Origin of the sequence: Pelistega sp. MC2, assembly GCF_900099475.1 — a bacterium.
GTDB classification, from domain to species: domain Bacteria; phylum Pseudomonadota; class Gammaproteobacteria; order Burkholderiales; family Burkholderiaceae_B; genus Taylorella; species Taylorella indica.
Genome location: NZ_LT628274.1, coordinates 15,367 through 34,990 on the forward strand (window position 1 = coordinate 15,367; position 19,624 = coordinate 34,990).

The following is a 19,624-nucleotide window of genomic DNA, read 5'->3' on the forward strand; positions in this document are numbered from 1 at the left end:
GTAAGGTATTCAACGTGGCTACTTACCAAGTATTAGCAGGCTTTCATGCAGTGACGGCAAGACTTAGACATTCTCCTGATTCAATCAAAGAAATTTATATAGAAAATGCTCGTAAAGATAAGCGAATGCAAACGCTTATTGAACAAGCTGATCGCCAGCAGGTGAAAATTTATTTTGTGGATGTTCATCGTTTAGATGGTTTATCAAAAGGCATTCGTCATCAAGGTGTAGTAGCATTAGCTGAACAACGTCAATTGGCTGTTAATGTTGATGATGTTTTAGATGTAGTTGAAGGTCCTGTATTATTGCTTATCTTGGATTCTGTCACCGATCCACATAACCTAGGTGCTTGCTTACGTACAGCTGATGCTGCTGGTGTTCATGCGGTTATCGCGCCAAAGGATAAAGCGGTTGGTTTAAATGCTACTGTACAACGTGTGGCTTGTGGTGCGGCAGATACTGTTCCTTATCTAATGGTGACCAATTTAGCCCGTACTATGCGACAACTTAAAGAAAGAGATGTATGGCTAGTAGGAACAACCGATCAAGCCGATCATACTATTTATCAAGTGGATGCTAAACGTTCAATGGCATGGGTCATGGGTGCCGAGGGTGATGGTATGCGTCGATTAACGGCGGAGACATGTGATGAGTTGGTGAGAATCCCAATGGCAGGATCAGTAGAAAGTTTAAATGTTAGTGTGGCTAGTGCTGTTTGTTTATATGAAACAGCCAGACAACGATTAGCTTAGGAAGAAAAATGGATAAAAAAGGAATAACCACAACGATTGTGCATATGGATCGCCAAAAAGCGATTGAACATAATGCCGTTCACAAGCCCATTCATATTGCTTCACAATATGCGTTTAAAGACGTGAGAGACTTAATTGCTGTTTTTGGTAATACACCAGGCTATGCCTATTCTAGGCAAGGAACGCCAACGGTTAGCGCATTAGAACAAAAAATTACAGCCTTAGAAGACGGTGTAGGAAGTTTATGCTTTGCTTCTGGTATGGCGGCTATTGCGGCTGTCATGCTGACGTTACTAAAGGCAGGCGATCACTTTATCGCAAGTCATTATATTTTTGGGAATACCAAGAGTTTGTTTAATACGCTAGGAAACCTAGGGATTGAAATGACGGTGGTGGATACGACCAATATTGGAGAGGTTAAAGCGGCGATTAAGTCGAATACACGCTTATTATTTACAGAAAGCATTGCGAATCCAGTCACTCAGGTGAGTGATTTGAAAGCAATGGGTGATTTGTGTGAGTCAAAAGGTATTCTTTATTTTGTCGATACAACTATGGCAACGCCTTATTTGCTTAGAGGAAAAGATATTAAAGCATCATTAGTTATGCATTCTTTATCAAAAGCTCTTTGTGGCCATGCTAATGCACTGGGTGGTTCTATTACAGATACAGGGATGTTTAATTGGGATAATTATCCAAATATTTTAGAAATATATAAAAGCTATCCAGTGGCTAATAGAGGGCTTATTCAAATTAAGAAAAAAGCACTAAGGGATATGGGAGCAAGCCTATCCTCAGATGCAGCTAGTCGTATTGCCATTGGTTTGGAAACATTTGAGTTGCGTATACAAAAAATGAATGAGAATGCACTAAAACTAGCACAGTATATGCAACAAAGCCCATTATTTAGCGAGGTAAAATATCCGGGGCTAGATAGTCATCCTCAACATGAGTTAGCAAACCAATTATTCCAACAGAAGGGGTATGGAACACTTATAGCAGCTTCTTTACGTGAGGATATTGATCTAGTGGCTTTTTTAAACCATTTACAAGTGATTATTTTAGCCACACATTTAGGAGATAATCGAACACTTTGCTTACCTGTTGCACCAACCATTTATGCAGAAATGAGTGCTGAAGATCGTGCTGTCATGGGAATTTCAGATAATTTATTAAGAATTTCTGTGGGGATTGAAAACGTAGAAGACTTAATAGAGGATATAGAACAAGCCTATCAAAAAACTGTATAAAATCTTGATAAGAATCAATTGCTTGTGAGGTAAAACCTACAAATTGTGCTATATTCTATAAAGAATTGTTAAGTGCAAAACAATAATTTGATTTTTTTGCTCTGAAAAGCTTGACAGATAGAGTGATTCGGGCGATATTTATAGCGTAAAGTTATTTCATTAACATTATTAAGAATAGGGGATTCTGATGAATAAAACTGAATTAGTAGAAAGCATTGCTGGAAAAGCGGAGATTTCTAAAGCAGCTGCTGCTCGTGCATTAGATGCTACGATTGATACTATCAAAAATGCATTAAAAAAAGGTGATACAGTAACTTTAGTTGGCTTCGGTACTTTCCGTGTTGCTGTTCGTGAGGCTCGCAATGGTCGTAACCCACGTACTGGTGAAGTTATTAAAATCAAAAAGGCTAAAGTACCTAAATTTGTTCCAGGTAAAGCACTTAAAGATATCGTAAAATAAGTTTCTTTGCTTGTAGTAGTTTTCCTTTATAAAGCCTGTATTAAAGATAATACAGGCTTTTTTATGCTTAAAATATAGATAATGGTTCAAGATTAGACTTTATTAGCGAAGAGTACAGTAATAAAAAACGAGGGGATAGGTCTATTAACTTATTAAAAGGAATGTCTAAGGAATTGAATTGTATAAGGCCTATGTATTAGTTGGCTAGTCACATAAAAGTGAAGTTTAATATTATTAAGTGGTAATTTAACAACGTATATATTTTTTATTTAAAATATTTTAGTGAAAAACTTGCTACAAATAAATAGTATACGTATAATTTAACTCTTACAGCGAAACATAGATGGGCGCTTAGCTCAGTTGGTAGAGCGGCGCCCTTACAAGGCGTAGGTCACAGGTTCGACCCCTGTAGCGCCCACCATCCATGTTTTGTCATCTATTGATGGGCGCTTAGCTCAGTTGGTAGAGCGGCGCCCTTACAAGGCGTAGGTCACAGGTTCGACCCCTGTAGCGCCCACCATCAATAAATAGCAATTAACCTTTTACGCTTTTGTGTAAAAGGTTTTTTTGTATCTTGTGTCTTTGATCGGTTGAAAAATAGGCAATATAGTAGTCTAAGCTATGCTTATAGTGGGTTGGTCTTGGTGACAGACTATTTTCAATTACTTTATTTTTCACTGATATCCTACTCTTAACTAAGCAGATTATACCTAACTGCTTTGTACGGATATTATCTGTATCAAAATATATTTGTGTCTTGATAAGAAATAAAATTTAAACGCTTATCAGTTTGTGTCGCCAATGTGCTAACGCCTTAGATGTAATTGTTAATTAATCCAAATAATTGTTAATAATGCTTATCAATACTTTAAATATTAAGCAAAAAGGAGTAAAGTTCACTGCAACTTAGCTATTTAGCAAGTTGTTGTTTTCTTTATTTAATTGCTTCTGGTAAAGCAGGTTTCGATGCATCAGCAGGTTTTGCTAGCAATGGTTTTGGTGAGCATTCACCTGGTGGTTATTCATTAGTATCAGCATTTGTTATTGAAGTGGTCTTAACAGCTGTATTCTTATTTATCATTATGGGTGCGACTGATTCACGTGCACCAGCTGGTTTTGCGCCAATTGCCATTGGTTTAGGATTAACACTTATCCATTTAATTAGTATTCCTGTGACTAACACTTCGGTTAACCCAGCACGTAGTACTGGTGTGGCTTTATTCCAAGGTAGTTGGGCAATTGAACAATTATGGTTGTTCTGGCTTGCTCCTATTGTTGGTGGTATTATTGGTGCGCTATTATATCGTTGTGTATCATGCAATAAAAATGCGTAATAATTTATCTAATCCTTTGTTTTAGGTAGCTTTATTGTATAGAAGAAATGCCTTACTGATTTTGTCAGTAAGGCATTTTTTATGGAATGGTTAGAGAGGGGATATTTTATTAGGCAGATTTTAGAAGTTGTTTAAAGTCTTGATAACTGTAAATTGTATCTTTACGAATATAGTTTTTTACCTCTAGGGAATTAGGATTCTCAAGTAATTGATCTGGTGTTGACCATTGCAATAATTGTCCATTGGAGAGAATACCAATCTTATCGGCAAAGACTAATGCTTCTATTTGGTGATGAGTGACCAAGATAGCACTTAGTTTTTTTTCTTTTAGAATAGATTTAACATCTAATGCGAGTTTTTCGCGTGTATCTATATCTAGATTGGAAAAAGGTTCATCTAGCAGTAATAGTTTAGGTGATGGAGCTATAGCTCGTGCTAGTGCTACTCGTTGCTGTTGACCTCCCGATAACTGATGAGGGTATGCATTAGCATATTGAGTAAGGTTGATTAACTCAAGCATTTCATAGGTAATTCTTTGCGCCTCCGCTTTCGGAAATTTGTGTAAACCAAAACGAATATTTTTTTCAATGGTCAGATGTGGAAATAAGGCATAATCTTGAAACATCATACCAATATGACGATGTTCAGGTGGTAGCATGTTTGAGGGAGTGGACAATAGTTTATCCATCAATAGAATTTTTCCCTCATAAATTGGTTCAAATCCTGCGATGGATCTCAGTAAGGTGGTTTTTCCACAACCAGAAGCACCAATAAAAGAAGCAATTTCACCTGGTTCAATAGTTAAACTTAAATTATGAATAACTGTATTAAAAGAACTATTTTTTTTGTGCCCCAAAGTGATGGAGTCAAGAGTTAATAAAGGGTTCATGATTTTTAAAATAAAAAAATTATCAAGCCTGTGAATGTTGTGTTTTAGCGAGAATAATAACGGGTAAAATGCCTACAACTACAATTAGAAGTGCAGCAATAGCTCCATCTTCATATGTTCCACGAGCTGCTTCCGCATAAAGTAATGTAGATAATGTTTCAAAATTAAGTGGCCGCAATAGTAAAGTAGCGGATAATTCTTTCATGGCATCAACAAAGACCAGAAGAGAGGAAACACCTATAGCCGATTTTAGTAAGGGGAGGTGAATATATCCAAAAATTTGATAAGAATTATAACCAAGAGTTGATGCTGCATTATCAAGGGATAGAGGAATTCGTGCATAGCCAGACTCTATGGAACCAATAGAAATGGCTAAAAAACGAATACAATACGCAATGACTAAACCTGCGATACTTCCCATGATATAAAGCTGAGATGGTACGTAAAAGAAGATATTTAGTATCCAATCAATAAAGTTATCCATTATAACAAATGGACTTAATAAGCCAATGGCTAAAATTGTTCCGGGTATAGCATAGCCAAAGCTATTAATTTTGCTCAGCGAGTAGTGTTGATTGCGAGAGTTCATTCGTTGGACCCAAACAATAAAGATACCAAGTAGTACGGTAAATAGAGTGGCTATGCTAGCAAGCAGGACGGTATTAAATGTACTTGATAATAGATTTGCAGATAATTGCTTAAATCCTTGCCAGCGTTTCGTGGTTTCACTCAATAAATATAAGACTGGTAATAGAAAGCCACATACAACAGGAATCCAGCAAAGAATCATTAAAATAACCGCTTTATAACCAGTAATTTTTTGAGGTGAAATCGGTTTAAGTTTTTGAGTGTTGGCATAACGATGATGAAGTCTGCTATATTTTTCAATATATAACAACAAACTTACAATGAGTAGCATGATAATAGCAATTTGTGCAGCACCTGTTAGGTTAGATCGGGTGACCCATTCATTATAGATAGCGACTGTTAATGTACGTACACCAAGAAATTCAGAAGCTCCTATATCATTTAGTGTTTCCATTAAGGCTAAACTAATGCCTACAGCAAGGGCAGGGCGAGCCATGGGAATGATAATGTAATAAAAAGCTTCTCTATGTGAATATCCTAATGTTCTTGCTGCCTCTATCAGATTCATTGGTTGACTAATGAACATGATACGAGTGCTTAAATATACGTAAGGATAAAGTGCTAAACCCATGATAAAAATAGCACCCCATATTCCTCGTATATCAGGTAAACGAAATTCTCTAGGTGAGGAAATATTTAGAATATCTCTGATGGTTGTTTGAATCGGACCAAGTGGGTGTAATAAATCTAAATAGGCAAATGCCATAATATAGGTCGGAATAGCAAGTGGGAGTAATAATGCCCAGAGTAATATTTTTTTTGAGGGGAAATCATAAGCAGAGGTTATCCATGCACTGCCTGCTCCAAGTAGGCTAACGATGATTGCTACGCCTACCAGTAGCTGTAATGTATTGAGCGAAACTTCAGGAATGACGTAATGTAATAGATTGTCCCAATGTGCCAAATTGCCTGTTAGTGCAATGGTAAGCAAAGATAAAACAGGAGCAATAACACATAGAGCTACTATATATGAAAGAACTTTGCGAGGACTCAATGTATTTAATAATTTACGGCCCATATTTTTGAGCATTTTTAGTTTAAAAAATAAAGACACAACCTGTTATTTTAATAGCTAATAACAAGTTGTGTCCTTAAAGAAAGGGAAATAATTAATTGTCAAAGCCAACTTTATCCACTAATTCACTGGCCTTTTTACGATAGTGAGATATTTCACTCATTGGCAATTCATCAGGAATAAAGTTGCCTAATGATGCGATAATAGGGTCAGGGGTAACATTTTTACGTACAGGATATTCAAAATTTATTTTTGCATATTCACTTTGCGCCTTTTCCCCGACTAAATATTCCATTAATTTAATGGCATTTTCTTTATTTGGTGCATGTTTTGCAACAACAGCGCCTGAGATATTCGCATGAGTACCAGCATTTTGGCCGTTATTGAATGTAGGACGAATAACCTTAATTGCATCTGCCCATTTACGCTGTTCGACATTTTTACCTGTGGCAGTTTTCATTTTGCCTACATAATAGGCATTACCAATACCAATTTCACAAATACCAGCTAAAATATCTCTAGCAACATCACGGTCACCGCCAGTTGCTTTACGTGCTAAATTAGCTTTAACTCCTTTGAGCCACTCCTCTGTTTTTACCTCACCATGATGAGCAATCATCGCTGCAATAAGACTAGTGTTGTAAGGATGTTGGCCAGATCGAATGCATACTTTACCTTTCCATTTAGGGTCAGCTAATTCCTCATAAGTGAAAGAGTTTATGTTTAAATCTTTATGCACATATAGTACACGATCTCTTAGAGAGAGGGTGAACCACTCATTTTTGCTATCGCGATATTGTGCAGGAATAGTTTCTGTTAATATTTTTGAGTCAATGGCCTGTGCCAATCCTTTTTCAGAAAGTTCTGTTAATTTACCGATATCCACCATCATGAGCACATCAGCAGGAGATTTATTGCCTTCCGTTTGAACACGTTCAGCTAATCCATCTTTAACAAAAACCGTATTTACTTTGATACCAGTATCTTTTGTGAACTCATCCAGAAGAGGTTGTAATAAGCCAGGCTCTCTAGTGGTATAAATGTTTACTTCATTTGTGTTTGCAAGGGTAGTACATGTCAAACTTAAAGAACAAATAACCATTATTGATTTTAAAATCGTATTTAATCGCATCAAAAATCCTTATAGAAATAAAAATTATTCTCATTATAATACTCAATAATAATTTTTTGTGGAAATTAATGATGGATTAAAAATAAATTGTATTGGAAAATCTGGGTAGCATCAGAAATGATCAATAGCTAGGTATAGTTGGATCAATAATCTGTGACCATGCGTGAATACCTCCTTGGAGGTTATATATGTCGTCATAACCAATATGATTTAAATATAAACCAACTTGCATACTTCGCATACCATGATGGCAATAAATCACAATAGGGTGGTTGTCATCAAGCTCCTGGTGACGCATGGGAATTTCATCCATAGGAATATGCTTATTAACACCAGGGATATGGTTAAAGGCTATTTCTTCATTAGTTCGTACATCAAGTAAGGTAAAAGGTTTTTCACTTATTAGCCATTCTTTTAAGGTATGAACGGTGATAGTTGAGACTGTTTGCATATTGTTGCTTTGGAGGGAGGATCTAAATAATAAATGAGGAAATATTGATAGCGATAATGTGATGATAAAAAATTAAGAAAACCACTTCTTTAAACTAAACTGACTCAACTGATGAGGTACAGTTCATTGTTAAGAAGTGGTTTGTTGAGAACTATTTTTTAAATTCGATGTGTAGTCCTCAAGCCTCTGGTTTATCGTCCTGCTTTTGTACCAATACGCATGCGTAGTGCATTTAGTTTGATAAAACCACCAGCATCAGCTTGGTTGTATGCACCACCATCATCGTCAAACGTAGCAATTGTTTTATCAAATAGGCTATCTTTTGAGTCACGAGAAACAGTGTATACATTACCTTTATAAAGTTTTAAACGCACAAAGCCATTCACGAATTGTTGAGTATGGTCAATCAATACTTGTAAAGCTTTTCGTTCTGGAGACCACCAGTAGCCATTATAGACAAGCGATGCATAACGAGGCATTAAGTCATCTTTTAGGTGAGCCACTTCACGATCTAGTGTGATAGACTCAATAGCACGATGACCTTTTAGCATAATTGTACCGCCAGGGGTTTCATAGCAACCACGTGACTTCATGCCAACATAACGGTTTTCTACTAGGTCTAAACGGCCAATACCATGTTTGCCACCAAGTTCATTTAGTTTAGTTAATACTTGAGCTGGACTTAACTTGATGCCGTTGATAGCAACAATATCACCACGTTCGTATTCTAAGTCAATGTATTCTGGCGTGTCAGGTGCTTTTTCTGGTGACACAGTCCAGCGCCACATGCTTTCTTCGGCTTCTGCCTTTGGATCTTCTAGGTGTCTACCTTCGTAGCTAATATGCAGAAGGTTTGCGTCCATTGAATAAGGAGCCCCCCCTTGTTTATGTTTCATATCGACTTCAATACCTGCTTTTTCTGCATAAGCAAGTAACTTCTCACGAGAGAGTAAATCCCATTCACGCCATGGAGCGATAATACGAATAGTTGGGTTTAATGTATAGTAGCCCAATTCGAAGCGAACTTGGTCATTGCCTTTACCTGTCGCACCATGTGAAACGGCATCTGCATTTACTTGTTTAGCAATTTCAATCTGACGCTTAGCAATAAGAGGACGAGCAATTGATGTACCTAATAAATATTCGCCTTCATAAATCGCATTGGCACGGAACATAGGGAAGACAAAATCACGTACAAATTCTTCGCGTAAGTCATCAATAAAAATATTTTCTGGTTTAATACCAAATTTAAGTGCTTTGGTACGTGCTGGTTCTAATTCTTCACCCTGACCAATATCTGCTGTAAACGTAATTACTTCACATTGGTACGTATCTTGTAACCATTTTAGAATGACTGATGTATCTAGACCACCAGAATAAGCAAGTACAACTTTTTTAATATCGCTCATATCTATTTTCTCTCATCAAGGAGTTATTAATCAAATTATTTTACGCTTTAGTAACAAAAAAAACATTAAAAACTCGGTGTTTCTTTTTTGCCCAATAACAAAAATTCCATTAAGGCTTTTTGTACATGTAAACGGTTTTCTGCTTCATCCCAAACCACACTTTGTGGGCCATCAATCACTTCAGCACTGACTTCTTCTCCACGATGAGCGGGTAAACAATGCATAAATAAAGCATCAGGATTGGCTAGAGACATCATCTCTTGATCAACCATCCAGTTAGCAAAGGCTTGACGACGTTTTTCATTTTCTTGCTCATAACCCATACTAGTCCATACGTCTGTGGTAATGAGGTCGGCATTGGTTGCTGCTTGCATCGGATCATCAAACTCTTGGAAATGTTTAGGGTTAATAGAAGCAATACGCTCTTTGTCTAGCTGATAGCCTTTAGGTGCAGAAATATGCAATTTAAAGTCTAATAGCTGTGCTGCTTGTAGCCAGGTATAAGCCATATTGTTGGCGTCGCCAATCCATGCGACTGTTTTGCCTTGAATTGAACCTCGATGCTCAATGTAAGTCAATAAGTCAGCTAGAATTTGGCATGGGTGATATTCGTTTGTTAGCCCATTAATAACAGGTACACGAGAGTGGGCGGCAAAACGCTCCAAGCGTGATTGCTCAAAGGTTCTGATCATTACAATATCAACCATACGTGTGACGACACGGGCCGTATCTTCAATCGGTTCAGAACGGCCTAGTTGGCTATCATTAGAGGTTAGGTTAATGACTAAACCTCCCATTTGATACATGCCAGCCTCAAAAGATACTCGAGTTCTTGTGCTAGCTTTTTCAAAAATCATGGCTAAGGTTCGGTCATGTAAAGGCATATGTGGCTCATAGCGTTTGAATTTTTGCTTAATGTAGTGAGCACGTGTTAATACATAAAGTATTTCAGCAGCAGAAAAATCAGTTAATTGTAAAAAATGGCGCATAGGAGCACTGGTGGTTTGAAGTGACATAGCAATAAAAGTAAAAAGTAAGAATTTGAAAGCGTAAATATTAATAATAAACAATTATGCCAAATTTTGTCGAAATTCTTGTGTAAATAGAATAAAATAACATGTCTATTGATGCAGAGTAGAAGAAGTGCAACAATTAATCATTATTGGTCTGACCAAAAAAGGTCAAAAATTTCGCCCCAGTGACTGGGCAGAGCGTTTGGCAGGTGTAATGGCACAATTTCGTCCGCCAGGATTGCAGCAAAGCCATATTGCTTATTCACCTTATGTTATTCCCAGTGATTTTAATGGGAATAAATGTTTGATAGTTGACGAACGTCTTCGTCAATTAGAGCCTAGAGCGTGGAAGTTCGTTAATGATTTTGCTGTAGATAATGACCTTACTATTGAGTTAAAAGGTGAGCCTGAGTTTGATTAAAGGTTCATTCTTTTTATGTTAAATTTAGAGAGCTCTTAAGTATTTACTTAAGGGCTTTTTTAATGACGTTAAAAGAATAAAAGGGAGAAATAATTTTTTCAGAAAATCGCTGATATAGAGAGAAGAAATAAGGCGAACTGGAAGCGCATAAAGATAGAGAATGCTAAAAATAAAGCAAGGGTAAAAGAGGGGGAGTGATTATATTGAGAGAAAGTCGTATGATTCAGACCTCAAAAAATCAAGAAAGAAAAAAGACGCCATGTCAAAATAGCGTCTTTTTTATGCTGAACCCTAGCGTAGATAATTATTTATAGAGGACTTATCTGCGCACAACTTAATATGTGAGCAATGAGAATTAAGCTAGGGCTTTAATAGCTGCAGCCAAACGGCTTTTATGACGAGCAGCTTTGTTTTTGTGAATGATTTTCTTGTCAGCAACGCGATCAATTACGCTAGTTGCACGAGAGAAAACTTCATTCGCTTTAGCTTGGTCACCAGCTTCGATAGCTTGGCGAACGCGCTTAATTGATGTACGTAATAAAGAACGTAAGCTAGAGTTGTGTTTGTTTTGTGCTACAGCTTGGCGAGCACGTTTACGAGCTTGGGCAGTATTGGCCATATGTGTATCTTCTATTAAGTTAATTCAGCAAAGCTAGTATTCTAACAGTAAGTATTTAATAACGCAAGGATTTTGCACTTTTGTTGTCTAAAAACCTAAGTTTAGGAGTAAAAACTGTGATTTTTTAATCTTCTTTTACGGAGACATCTATTATTTTTATAATGGATTGCCGAAGGAGTGATGAATGGATATAAATATAATTGTGACGTTAATAATAACATTCTTGGCTGTTATATTGTTTGCGACAGAAAAAATCCGTATGGATGCTGTAGCCATAATAGTATTGGCTTTATTAGTTATAACTAATCAGATCTCAGTTGATGAAGCTATTTCAGGATTCAGTAACTCAGCTACTATTACCGTGGCAGCTATGTTTGTATTGGCGACAGGCTTGCAAAATAGTGGCGCATTGGATGGTATTGGTGCTTTATTAGGCAAAGCCAAATCAGCAAAGGTTTTTTTATTGATTTTGCTTATAGTTACTTCTGTTATATCTCCTTTTGTGAATAACACAGCTGTAGTTGCTGTATTTATCCCAATAGTCATTTCTGCTTGTCAGCAAATCAAATTATCGCCATCAAAAGCGTTGATTCCTCTATCATTTGTGTCACAAATGGCAGGAGTATCAACTCTCATAGGAACATCGACAAACTTATTAGTGAATTCTATTGCGATTCAGCAAGGTCACAAAGGGTTTGGGATGTTTGATTTCACACCAATGGGAGTAATTTTTTTAGTAGTTGGTGGAATTTATTTACTCTTTATCAGCAAATGGTTACTGCCTGATACACATGCGAAAATTGAAGATGAGTTGGGATTTGGAAAGTATGTTGTAGAGCTAAAAATACTTGCATCATCACCACTGATTAATAAATTAGCGGGTGATGAAAAATTGAATGAAAATTTTAATGTTTATCTTCTTGGTTTATTGCGTAATGGTGAGAAGCTATCCACACCGTCTCATCAAGAATTACAAGAGAATGATATTTTATTGGTGCGAGGAGAGGTTGAAGATATTTTAAAATTGGTCGCTAAATATGAATTAGCACATAGCTCAGAGTATCAAGACTTGAATAGTCAAGATAAACAAAATCAATTACGAATAGCAGAAGTGATGATTGCGCCTAATTCAAAATGGATTGGTACTAATGCATCTTTATTGATGCGTTTATGGAATAAAGATTGTCGAGTATGGGGGATTCAGCGACGAGGAAATGTGGTTAGAGATCGTTTGCGTGATATTTCTTTAAGAGTAGGTGATATTTTATTATTAACGCTGCCTGAAATCGATATTAGCGATTTGAGACAGGATAATCACTTTATTTTGCTGTCAGAGGGTAGTGTTCGGCAGGGTAAAAATTGGCGAGCTAAGTTTGCTTTATTTGTGATGGGGGCAGTAATTTTATTGGCGGCTTTGAATATAGTACCTATTGTGATTACTTCGCTAATAGGTGCTGTAGCGATGGTAATGGTTGGCTGTTTATCGGCTGAAGACGCTTATGATAGTATTGATTGGCGTATTATTATTGTGTTAGCAGGATTACTACCTTTGGGGCAAGCGATGGCAAATAGCGGGGCAGCACAGTTTATTGTCGATAATACCTTGGGGAATGTGCAAGGGTTTGGGCCTGTGGTAGTGTTAATTATTCTCTATTTAATGACGATGATTTTAACTGAGTTTATGAGTAATGCGGGAACAGCTGTTCTATTAACACCAATTGCCGTTTCCACTGCCAAGGTATTAGGAGTGGATGCTAGCCCCTTTATTGTTGCAGTGGCATTTGCAGCGGCTACTAGTTTTATGACCCCTGTAGGTTATCAAACCAATACTATGGTCTATGGTGCGGGAGGATATCGATTTGTTGATTTCTTAAAAGTGGGGTTGCCACTGAATCTGATTTACCTAGTCTTAGGCGCTATATTGATTCCTATATTTTGGCCATTTAGCCCATCACCATAGGTAAAGAATAGATGCCATAACCTGCAAATTTGTCAAGTTATGGCATTTTTCAGTGGGTAAGCTTTTAAGAAGCTTGCTAGCAAATAACTAATCGTTAAACAAAGTCTCTAGTTTTTGCTTGATTTTATCAGTGTCCTCACCATTAGAACTCAGTAAACGTGCCTTGCCATCACGATCAAAGATATAAATGCCTTGAGCGTGCATCACCTCATAATTATTGGAATCATCCCCAGGTTTAGGCTTACCAATTTGGTAGGCAACACGATATCGTTTAGCAATATCAGCAATTTCTTTTTCAGTGCCTGTCAAACCTATAGCACCGTTATTAAATGCATCCACATAGGCCTGTAGTACTTTTGGTGTATCACGATGAGGATCAACACTGATAAATACAATTTGCATTGCTTCCATTTGCTCTTTGCTTAGTGAGTTTCTAAGCTCACTCAATTCAGCCATAGTCGTAGGGCAAATATCAGGGCAAGATGCATAACCAAAAAAAACGAGAACTACTTTACCTTGTAAGTTTTTTTCGGTGAAATGGTCATTATCAATTTTTTTGAGATCAAATTTTAGATCAGGTAAGTTTCCCTTAATATCATAAATAGTAGTTTCAGCTAATACGGCTGTGTTTAAAAACAAACTCGCTGATAAAGAGAGAGCTGTAAAAATTGTTTTGATTTTAAACATTTTAATCCTCAATTAATATCATAAGGTTAAATATTCTCTAGCATGCCATTATGACGCAATAATGCCTCTGGTTGAGGATCTCTACCTCTGTAAGCTTTAAAGAATTCCGCTGCAGGCATAGAACCTCCTACCGCTAGAATTTTGTCTTTGAATTGACGTCCAATATCAGGATTGACAGTACTACCTTGTGGAGTGCGGTTTTCTTCGAATAGGCTATAGGCATCAGCTGATAAAACCTCAGCCCATTTATAGCTATAATAACCAGCCCCATAGCCTCCAGCAAATAAATGAGAGAAGTTATGAGGAAATCTATTCCATGTGGGAGGAATAATAACAGCTACTTCTTGGCGTACTTGATTTAAGATATCTAGTACATCTTGGATGGTTAGTTTCTCTGTTTTTTGGTGGATAAGCATATCAAAAAGAGCAAATTCGATTTGTCGAACAGTTTGCATACCACTTTGGAAATTTTTGGCAGCTAGCATTTTTGCAAACAAATCATGAGGTAGTTTTTGGTTGGTTTCCCAATGACGAGTCATTGGCTCCATTACTTCCCATTCCCATACAAAGTTTTCCATAAACTGAGAAGGGAGTTCGATAGCATCCCATTCCACGCTAGAGAAAGGAGAAGCGGCAGGCTCTTTAACCTTGGATAATAACGCATGTAGTGCATGCCCACTTTCATGGAATAGGGTGATTAGGTCATCTGGAGATAAAAGAGCAGGTTTATTTGCTGTTGGTGGTGTGAAGTTGCATGTTAAATAGACCACGGGGGTAATAGTAGTGTCATTGTACACATGACGACTTCTTTCAGAGCCAACCCATGCGCCACTTTGCTTGCCTACACGGGCATAAAGATCGAAATAAATGTATCCAATGGTTTGGTTATTGTCTTGTACGGCAAAAGCCTTGACATCAGGATGCCATGTTGAAATAGCAATAGGAGCAAAATCAACTTGGTAAAGCGTTTTAACAATAGCAAAAAAGCCTTTTAATACAGTATCCTCAGGGAGATATTGTTTGATTTCTTCATCAGAATAGGCGTATTTTTGTTGTCTTAGCTGCTCGGACACATAGGCATAGTCCCATGGATTTAATGAGTCAATGGCTAATTTTTCTTTAGCAAAGGCTTTGAGTGTATCTATATCTTTTAAGGCATAAGGTTTGGCTCGACTGGCTAAATCACGTAAGAAGCTGATAACTTGTTCTGCTGTGTTAGCCATACGTGTTTCCAACTGCATATCGGCAAAATTTTTGAACCCGAGCAAGTGTGATTCTTCTTGGCGTAAACTTAATAATTGTTCAATATTGTCAGAGTTATCAAAACGGGTATCACCTTGGTCAGAGGCAATAGTGCTATAACCACGGTACATAATTTCACGTAGCTTGCCATTTTGTGCATATTGCATAACAGGAAGATAAGACGGCATCTTTAGGGTAAATTTATAGCCATCTTTGCCCTCGGCTTTAGCCGCCTCAGCGGCAGCAACTAAGGTATCTTCAGGAATGCCAGCTAGCTCATCTTTAGAAAGTACATAGTGTGCCCAATTATCAACTGCATCTAAAGAGTTTTCGCTAAATTTTTGTGATGTATTAGCAAGTTGCTCGCTAATTTGTGCATAACGTTCCTTATCACTTCCTTCAAGCTCTACACCACTTAATTTAAAATCTCGAAGAGCAAGTGTAATCACGCGTTGTTGGCTGAGACTTAATGTGTCAAACTCTGCTGAATCATGTAAGGCTTTATAGTGGTGATAAAGGTCTTTGTTTAAGCCTATCCATGTTGAATATTCAGTGATAATTGGTAAGATCTCATTATAGGCGGCTCTTAATTCAGGCGTATTTACCACTGAATTAAGATGATTTACGACATTCCATGCGCGCCATAATCGTGAAGAATTTACGGCTAGAAACTCTACAAAACTGTCCCATGTCAATGGGGCAGGTTTTGCAGCGATTTCTTCAATAAGCGCTTTGTTCTCAGTTAATAACTGTTTTATGGCGGGGACGATATGCTCGGTTTTTATTGAGGAATAATCGATAAATTCTGTGACTGGAACGAGTAATGGATTATTGCTTGTCATTGTATTCTTGCCTGAATTGATAAGTTTTATTGTCGTGTACTAATTGTGCTTTAGCCCTAGAGTTAAAATTAACTTGATTATGAATCAACGAATGCTTCTAAAGTGGAGAAGGGCTTATTGCTAAAGCTAAAGGGTGGTTTCTTCTAGAAGAAAATAAACCACCGTTATGACACTATAAGATAGGGGTGTTAGGCTGTTTTTAAAGAGCGCTCTGCTGATTCAATTGTATTAACCAGCAACATGACGATTGTCATAGGTCCTACGCCCCCAGGAACCGGTGTGATGGCACTTGCCACTTCTGATGCAGATGAGAACTCTACATCGCCTTTTAATTTACCATCTGCCATACGATTAATTCCTACGTCAATGACAACAGCGCCCGGTTTAATCATATCGCCGGTAATCATTTCTGCTCGACCAGTGGCTACCACAAGAATATCAGCACGTTTTGTATGTGCAGCTAGATCTCTGGTTTTTGAATTGCAAATAGTGACGGTTGCGCCTTCTTTTTGCAGCAATAGAGCCATAGGCTTACCAACAATATTACTAGCACCTACAATAACAGCCTCAGCGCCACGTAGATTTACTTTTTGTGCTTCAAGCATTTTCATCACACCATATGGCGTGCAAGGAATAAAGCGTGGGTTGCCTGTCATCAAGGCACCAGCATTGCTCACATGGAAACCGTCAACATCTTTTTCGGGTGCAATAGTATCGATGACTGTATTGGTATCAATATGTTTAGGTAGTGGTAGTTGCACTAAAATACCATGTAAATCTTTCTGTTGGTTGAGTTTGCGAATTTCAGTTAGCAATTGTTCTTGCGTAATTTCAGCAGGAAAACGCAACACCTCACTTTTCAACCCCAAGCTAGTGAAGGTATTGTGTTTACTATTCACATAAACTGCTGATGCAGGGTCATCTCCTACTAAAATGACAGTGAGAGCAGGGGTAATGTGGTTTGCTTTTAGGTGTTGGATTCTTTCACTTAAATTTTGTTTAATTGAATTGGCAAGTGCTTTACCATCAATGATAGCTGCTGACATAATAATCCTTTAAAAATACTATTGATTATTAGAGGCGTGCAGAGCCACTTTCATCAGGTCAGCCACAGTAGATACTTGTAGCTTTTCCATGACGTTTGCTCGATGCGCTTCTACTGTTTTGATACTGATGTTCAAATCATCAGCAATTTGTTTGTTTAAACGACCAGCTACAATTCTACCAAGGACTTGTTGCTCTCTAGAAGTTAAGCGGTTGAGTAATTCCTCATTAGCACGTTGGCTTTGAGCAACAGATGCACGTTCAATAGCCTCACGTGTTAAGTTAGAAATTACTTCTTGGATATCGGCTAGATTGAAAGGTTTTTCGATAAAATCTACAGCACCTTTTTTCATGGTGTTTACAACCATTGGTACATTGCCGTGACCCGTGATGAATACAATAGGAATATTGGCTTTACGAGCATTGAGTTCTTCTTGTAATTGTAATCCTGTCATCCCTGGCATACGGACATCGGTAATAAGAATACTAACGATAGTTGGATCATATTTTTCGAGGAATTCTTCACCACTAGCAAACGTTAGCACTTCATGTCCATTGGTTTCTAATAGGAAACGTAAGGAGTCTCTTACGGCATCATCGTCATCTACAATATAAATAGTGCTACTGCTATTTGTCATTATTGATTTCCTCTACTGTGGTTAATTTATCTTTGCTATCTGTATAAGCAAAGGGTATTTTAAACGTAAATATAGTACCACCTTCTGGGTTAGAAGTTGCCCATAATTGACCATTATGAGATTCAATAATGGTTCGGCAAATATTTAATCCCATGCCCAAACCTTCTGTTTTGGTACTAAAAAAGGGTTCAAAAAGTCTATCTGGTTCTTTGAGCCCATGCCCACGATCCACAACGGATACTTCAGCGTGCCGATCGACTTTTTTTACAAAAACCTTGATAGCGGGTTCTTCGCTCTGTTGCATGGCCTCTAGACCATTTTTAATCAGATTGAGTAAGACTTGCTCGATAAGAATAGGATCCGCAAATACATCGGGGAGATTTTCTTCAATATGACAGTCAATTTGCTTACCATATTTACGGGCATCTAATTCTGCTAAGTCTAAGGTATTTGATAGAATGCGATTAATAGAGACTTTTTGTCTGCGTGGATCACTGCGTTTGACAAAAGCCTTAATACGACTAATAATTTTGCCAGCACGTTCAGCTTGTGAGGCTGATTTTTCTAGCGCAGTAATTAGCATTGGGTTATCAGTTTGACCTGCTTTCAATAGGCCAATGGCTGCCGTATTGTAGTTAACAATAGCCGTTAATGGTTGGTTTAACTCATGTGCTAACGTAGAGGCCATTTCCCCCATTGTTGTTAAACGACTCGTAATTTGAATTTTTTCTTGTTGAGTTCTTGATTCTTCTTCAAATTTTAATCTTTCGGTAATGTCCCGGGCAACTTGTAGTCTAACTTTTCGTCCATCAGTCCAACTTAGCGTGCGATGATGGACTTCAAACCAAATATTAACTAGAGGGATAAAGTATTGGTTTACTCCATCAATATTTTCTTTGCTTTGTTTTAGGAGTTCTTGGTGTCCATAGGGTTGGGAACCAAATAAACGGCGATAGGTACGATTAGCAAAAAGAATTTCAATTCCATTAGGCGTATCGGCAGCGACTGAAATAGCATCATCTAAACTTTCTAATACGGTCATAAAGCGTTCGTGTGCGGCGGAAAGTGCTTCACGTACACGTTTAGGTTCAGTAATGTCTGTCATAGAGGTCATCCAACCTATTTGATGACCGTCAGGATTACGCATGGGAGAAACATACATACGAGCAGTAAAGTGTGTTCCATCACGGCGTTGGACTTCAAGCTCTAGACCAGAACTTGGCGTTTTGCCGGTTAATACTAGTTCCATGGTGCGCATATGTTCTTGGTGTTTACCGGGAATCCAATAAGGATATGGCTGAGTAGACCCTACCAAGCTAGTTTCATCCCAACCAATGAGGCGACAAAAAGCCGGATTGACATAGATGATGCGTCCTTGCATATCAATCACTCGCATCCCTGTGGACATGGAGTTTTCCATCGCTCGTCGGAAAATAGTTTCAGTTTCAAGCGCTTGTTCAGTATTCGCACGTTGACTGTTAAATCGCCACATCAGGAATAAACTGAAAATAATTAGAACAGATAAGGCAATAATAATGAGGTTTAATAGTCGTTGCAATCCTTCGTTATTATCGACAAAATAGGGTAATAGATTAGTCTGAATTTTTTGTAGACTAAAAAATGCAATCATGACGACTGTATATAGCAAAATCACGAAAACTGGTGCAATCCAATAAAAACGTCGAGGCTTTGTTGCATAGTTCAGCGACTTACTGATTAAGTTCTTGTGGTTGTGGTCATTCATAATGTTTTTTTAATCTTTCCTAGATTTTCTAATTGTACAAAAACACGTATCGTCATTGTGTGCTTTTGCGAAAT

The 19,624-nt window shown here is 37.6% G+C and carries 17 protein-coding genes, 2 tRNA genes and 1 pseudogene; 8 read left to right on the forward strand and 12 right to left on the reverse strand.

Annotated elements, in window-relative coordinates; all coding sequences use genetic code 11:
- The first annotated feature begins 14 nt into the window (after window positions 1-14).
- The 6 genes and pseudogenes from rlmB to BQ4443_RS01885 all read left to right on the forward strand — a co-directional run.
- Window positions 15-752, forward strand: a complete 738-nt coding sequence (gene rlmB / locus BQ4443_RS01860) for a 23S rRNA (guanosine(2251)-2'-O)-methyltransferase RlmB (RefSeq protein ID WP_023950082.1) — start codon at window positions 15-17, stop codon at window positions 750-752.
- A gap of 8 nt (window positions 753-760) precedes the next feature.
- On the forward strand, window positions 761-2,002 hold the full coding sequence (locus BQ4443_RS01865) for a cystathionine gamma-synthase family protein (protein ID WP_023950081.1): 1,242 nt from the start codon (window positions 761-763) through the stop codon (window positions 2,000-2,002).
- Between the two features lie 187 nt (window positions 2,003-2,189).
- Window positions 2,190-2,462: an HU family DNA-binding protein gene (locus BQ4443_RS01870; RefSeq protein WP_023950080.1), complete on the forward strand. Its 273-nt coding sequence runs from the start codon at window positions 2,190-2,192 to the stop codon at window positions 2,460-2,462.
- Between the two features lie 345 nt (window positions 2,463-2,807).
- Window positions 2,808-2,883, forward strand: a tRNA-Val gene (locus BQ4443_RS01875).
- Window positions 2,884-2,906: 23 nt separating this feature from the next.
- Window positions 2,907-2,982 (forward strand) — tRNA-Val (locus BQ4443_RS01880).
- Window positions 2,983-3,394: 412 nt separating this feature from the next.
- Window positions 3,395-3,796: pseudogene (locus BQ4443_RS01885) on the forward strand (aquaporin); the annotation flags it as partial.
- A 109-nt stretch (window positions 3,797-3,905) separates the two neighbouring features.
- Here the strand turns inward: BQ4443_RS01885 and BQ4443_RS01890 are convergent.
- The 6 genes from BQ4443_RS01890 to argF all read right to left on the reverse strand — a co-directional run bounded on the left by BQ4443_RS01890 (window position 3,906) and on the right by argF (window position 10,329).
- Window positions 3,906-4,685, reverse strand: a complete 780-nt coding sequence (locus tag BQ4443_RS01890) for an ABC transporter ATP-binding protein (RefSeq protein WP_071057892.1) — start codon at window positions 4,683-4,685, stop codon at window positions 3,906-3,908.
- 22 nt (window positions 4,686-4,707) lie between these two features.
- Window positions 4,708-6,351, reverse strand: a complete 1,644-nt coding sequence (locus tag BQ4443_RS01895) for an ABC transporter permease (protein ID WP_143000526.1) — start codon at window positions 6,349-6,351, stop codon at window positions 4,708-4,710.
- A 91-nt stretch (window positions 6,352-6,442) separates the two neighbouring features.
- On the reverse strand, window positions 6,443-7,450 hold the full coding sequence (locus tag BQ4443_RS01900; RefSeq protein ID WP_245586958.1) for a Fe(3+) ABC transporter substrate-binding protein: 1,008 nt from the start codon (window positions 7,448-7,450) through the stop codon (window positions 6,443-6,445).
- A gap of 151 nt (window positions 7,451-7,601) precedes the next feature.
- Window positions 7,602-7,931 (reverse strand): rhodanese-like domain-containing protein, encoded by a 330-nt coding sequence (locus tag BQ4443_RS01905; protein ID WP_023950076.1) that lies wholly within the window; start codon window positions 7,929-7,931, stop codon window positions 7,602-7,604.
- 191 nt (window positions 7,932-8,122) lie between these two features.
- On the reverse strand, window positions 8,123-9,340 hold the full coding sequence (locus BQ4443_RS01910) for an argininosuccinate synthase (protein ID WP_071057893.1): 1,218 nt from the start codon (window positions 9,338-9,340) through the stop codon (window positions 8,123-8,125).
- 65 nt (window positions 9,341-9,405) lie between these two features.
- Window positions 9,406-10,329: an ornithine carbamoyltransferase gene (argF, locus tag BQ4443_RS01915; RefSeq protein WP_371128771.1), complete on the reverse strand. Its 924-nt coding sequence runs from the start codon at window positions 10,327-10,329 to the stop codon at window positions 9,406-9,408.
- A 154-nt stretch (window positions 10,330-10,483) separates the two neighbouring features.
- Between argF and BQ4443_RS01920 the strand changes: the two genes are divergently transcribed.
- Complete coding sequence (locus BQ4443_RS01920) at window positions 10,484-10,774, forward strand: DUF3579 domain-containing protein (RefSeq protein ID WP_023950072.1); 291 nt, start codon at window positions 10,484-10,486, stop codon at window positions 10,772-10,774.
- Between the two features lie 355 nt (window positions 10,775-11,129).
- On the opposite strand, the gene rpsT is transcribed toward BQ4443_RS01920, so the two are convergent.
- Window positions 11,130-11,393 carry a 30S ribosomal protein S20 gene (rpsT, locus tag BQ4443_RS01925; RefSeq protein ID WP_023950071.1) on the reverse strand — a complete coding sequence of 88 codons (264 nt, stop codon included), beginning with the start codon at window positions 11,391-11,393 and terminating at the stop codon, window positions 11,130-11,132.
- A 184-nt stretch (window positions 11,394-11,577) separates the two neighbouring features.
- Between rpsT and BQ4443_RS01930 the strand changes: the two genes are divergently transcribed.
- Window positions 11,578-13,353 (forward strand): SLC13 family permease, encoded by a 1,776-nt coding sequence (locus BQ4443_RS01930; RefSeq protein WP_071057894.1) that lies wholly within the window; start codon window positions 11,578-11,580, stop codon window positions 13,351-13,353.
- Window positions 13,354-13,440: 87 nt separating this feature from the next.
- Here BQ4443_RS01930 and BQ4443_RS01935 read toward each other — a convergent pair whose 3' ends face one another.
- From BQ4443_RS01935 to BQ4443_RS01955, 5 genes are all read right to left on the reverse strand, one after another.
- On the reverse strand, window positions 13,441-14,040 hold the full coding sequence (locus BQ4443_RS01935; RefSeq protein WP_083331826.1) for an SCO family protein: 600 nt from the start codon (window positions 14,038-14,040) through the stop codon (window positions 13,441-13,443).
- A 26-nt stretch (window positions 14,041-14,066) separates the two neighbouring features.
- Window positions 14,067-16,124 (reverse strand): M3 family metallopeptidase, encoded by a 2,058-nt coding sequence (locus tag BQ4443_RS01940; protein WP_071057895.1) that lies wholly within the window; start codon window positions 16,122-16,124, stop codon window positions 14,067-14,069.
- A 188-nt stretch (window positions 16,125-16,312) separates the two neighbouring features.
- Window positions 16,313-17,170, reverse strand: a complete 858-nt coding sequence (folD, locus tag BQ4443_RS01945; RefSeq protein WP_071057896.1) for a bifunctional methylenetetrahydrofolate dehydrogenase/methenyltetrahydrofolate cyclohydrolase FolD — start codon at window positions 17,168-17,170, stop codon at window positions 16,313-16,315.
- Window positions 17,171-17,188: 18 nt separating this feature from the next.
- The gene (locus tag BQ4443_RS01950; RefSeq protein WP_071057897.1) at window positions 17,189-17,806 is read right to left on the reverse strand and encodes a response regulator transcription factor; all 618 of its coding nucleotides are present in this window, start codon (window positions 17,804-17,806) and stop codon (window positions 17,189-17,191) included.
- Window positions 17,796-19,550: a PAS domain-containing sensor histidine kinase gene (locus BQ4443_RS01955; protein WP_071057898.1), complete on the reverse strand. Its 1,755-nt coding sequence runs from the start codon at window positions 19,548-19,550 to the stop codon at window positions 17,796-17,798. Before BQ4443_RS01955 ends, BQ4443_RS01950 begins: the two co-directional genes overlap by 11 nt.
- Between the last annotated feature and the right edge of the window lie 74 nt (window positions 19,551-19,624).

Coding starts and splice junctions, on each gene's coding strand:
- BQ4443_RS01890 (WP_071057892.1), bottom strand. CDS start 4,685: ATGAACCCTTTATTAACTCTTGACTCCATCACTTTGGGGCACAAAAAA.
- BQ4443_RS01870 (WP_023950080.1), top strand. CDS start 2,190: ATGAATAAAACTGAATTAGTAGAAAGCATTGCTGGAAAAGCGGAGATT.
- BQ4443_RS01935 (WP_083331826.1), bottom strand. CDS start 14,040: ATGTTTAAAATCAAAACAATTTTTACAGCTCTCTCTTTATCAGCGAGT.
- BQ4443_RS01955 (WP_071057898.1), bottom strand. CDS start 19,550: ATGAATGACCACAACCACAAGAACTTAATCAGTAAGTCGCTGAACTAT.
- rpsT (WP_023950071.1), bottom strand. CDS start 11,393: ATGGCCAATACTGCCCAAGCTCGTAAACGTGCTCGCCAAGCTGTAGCA.
- BQ4443_RS01900 (WP_245586958.1), bottom strand. CDS start 7,450: ATGGTTATTTGTTCTTTAAGTTTGACATGTACTACCCTTGCAAACACA.
- folD (WP_071057896.1), bottom strand. CDS start 17,170: ATGTCAGCAGCTATCATTGATGGTAAAGCACTTGCCAATTCAATTAAA.
- BQ4443_RS01865 (WP_023950081.1), top strand. CDS start 761: ATGGATAAAAAAGGAATAACCACAACGATTGTGCATATGGATCGCCAA.
- BQ4443_RS01930 (WP_071057894.1), top strand. CDS start 11,578: ATGGATATAAATATAATTGTGACGTTAATAATAACATTCTTGGCTGTT.
- BQ4443_RS01940 (WP_071057895.1), bottom strand. CDS start 16,124: ATGACAAGCAATAATCCATTACTCGTTCCAGTCACAGAATTTATCGAT.
- BQ4443_RS01950 (WP_071057897.1), bottom strand. CDS start 17,806: ATGACAAATAGCAGTAGCACTATTTATATTGTAGATGACGATGATGCC.
- BQ4443_RS01910 (WP_071057893.1), bottom strand. CDS start 9,340: ATGAGCGATATTAAAAAAGTTGTACTTGCTTATTCTGGTGGTCTAGAT.
- BQ4443_RS01895 (WP_143000526.1), bottom strand. CDS start 6,351: ATGGGCCGTAAATTATTAAATACATTGAGTCCTCGCAAAGTTCTTTCA.
- BQ4443_RS01905 (WP_023950076.1), bottom strand. CDS start 7,931: ATGCAAACAGTCTCAACTATCACCGTTCATACCTTAAAAGAATGGCTA.
- argF (WP_371128771.1), bottom strand. CDS start 10,329: ATGCGCCATTTTTTACAATTAACTGATTTTTCTGCTGCTGAAATACTT.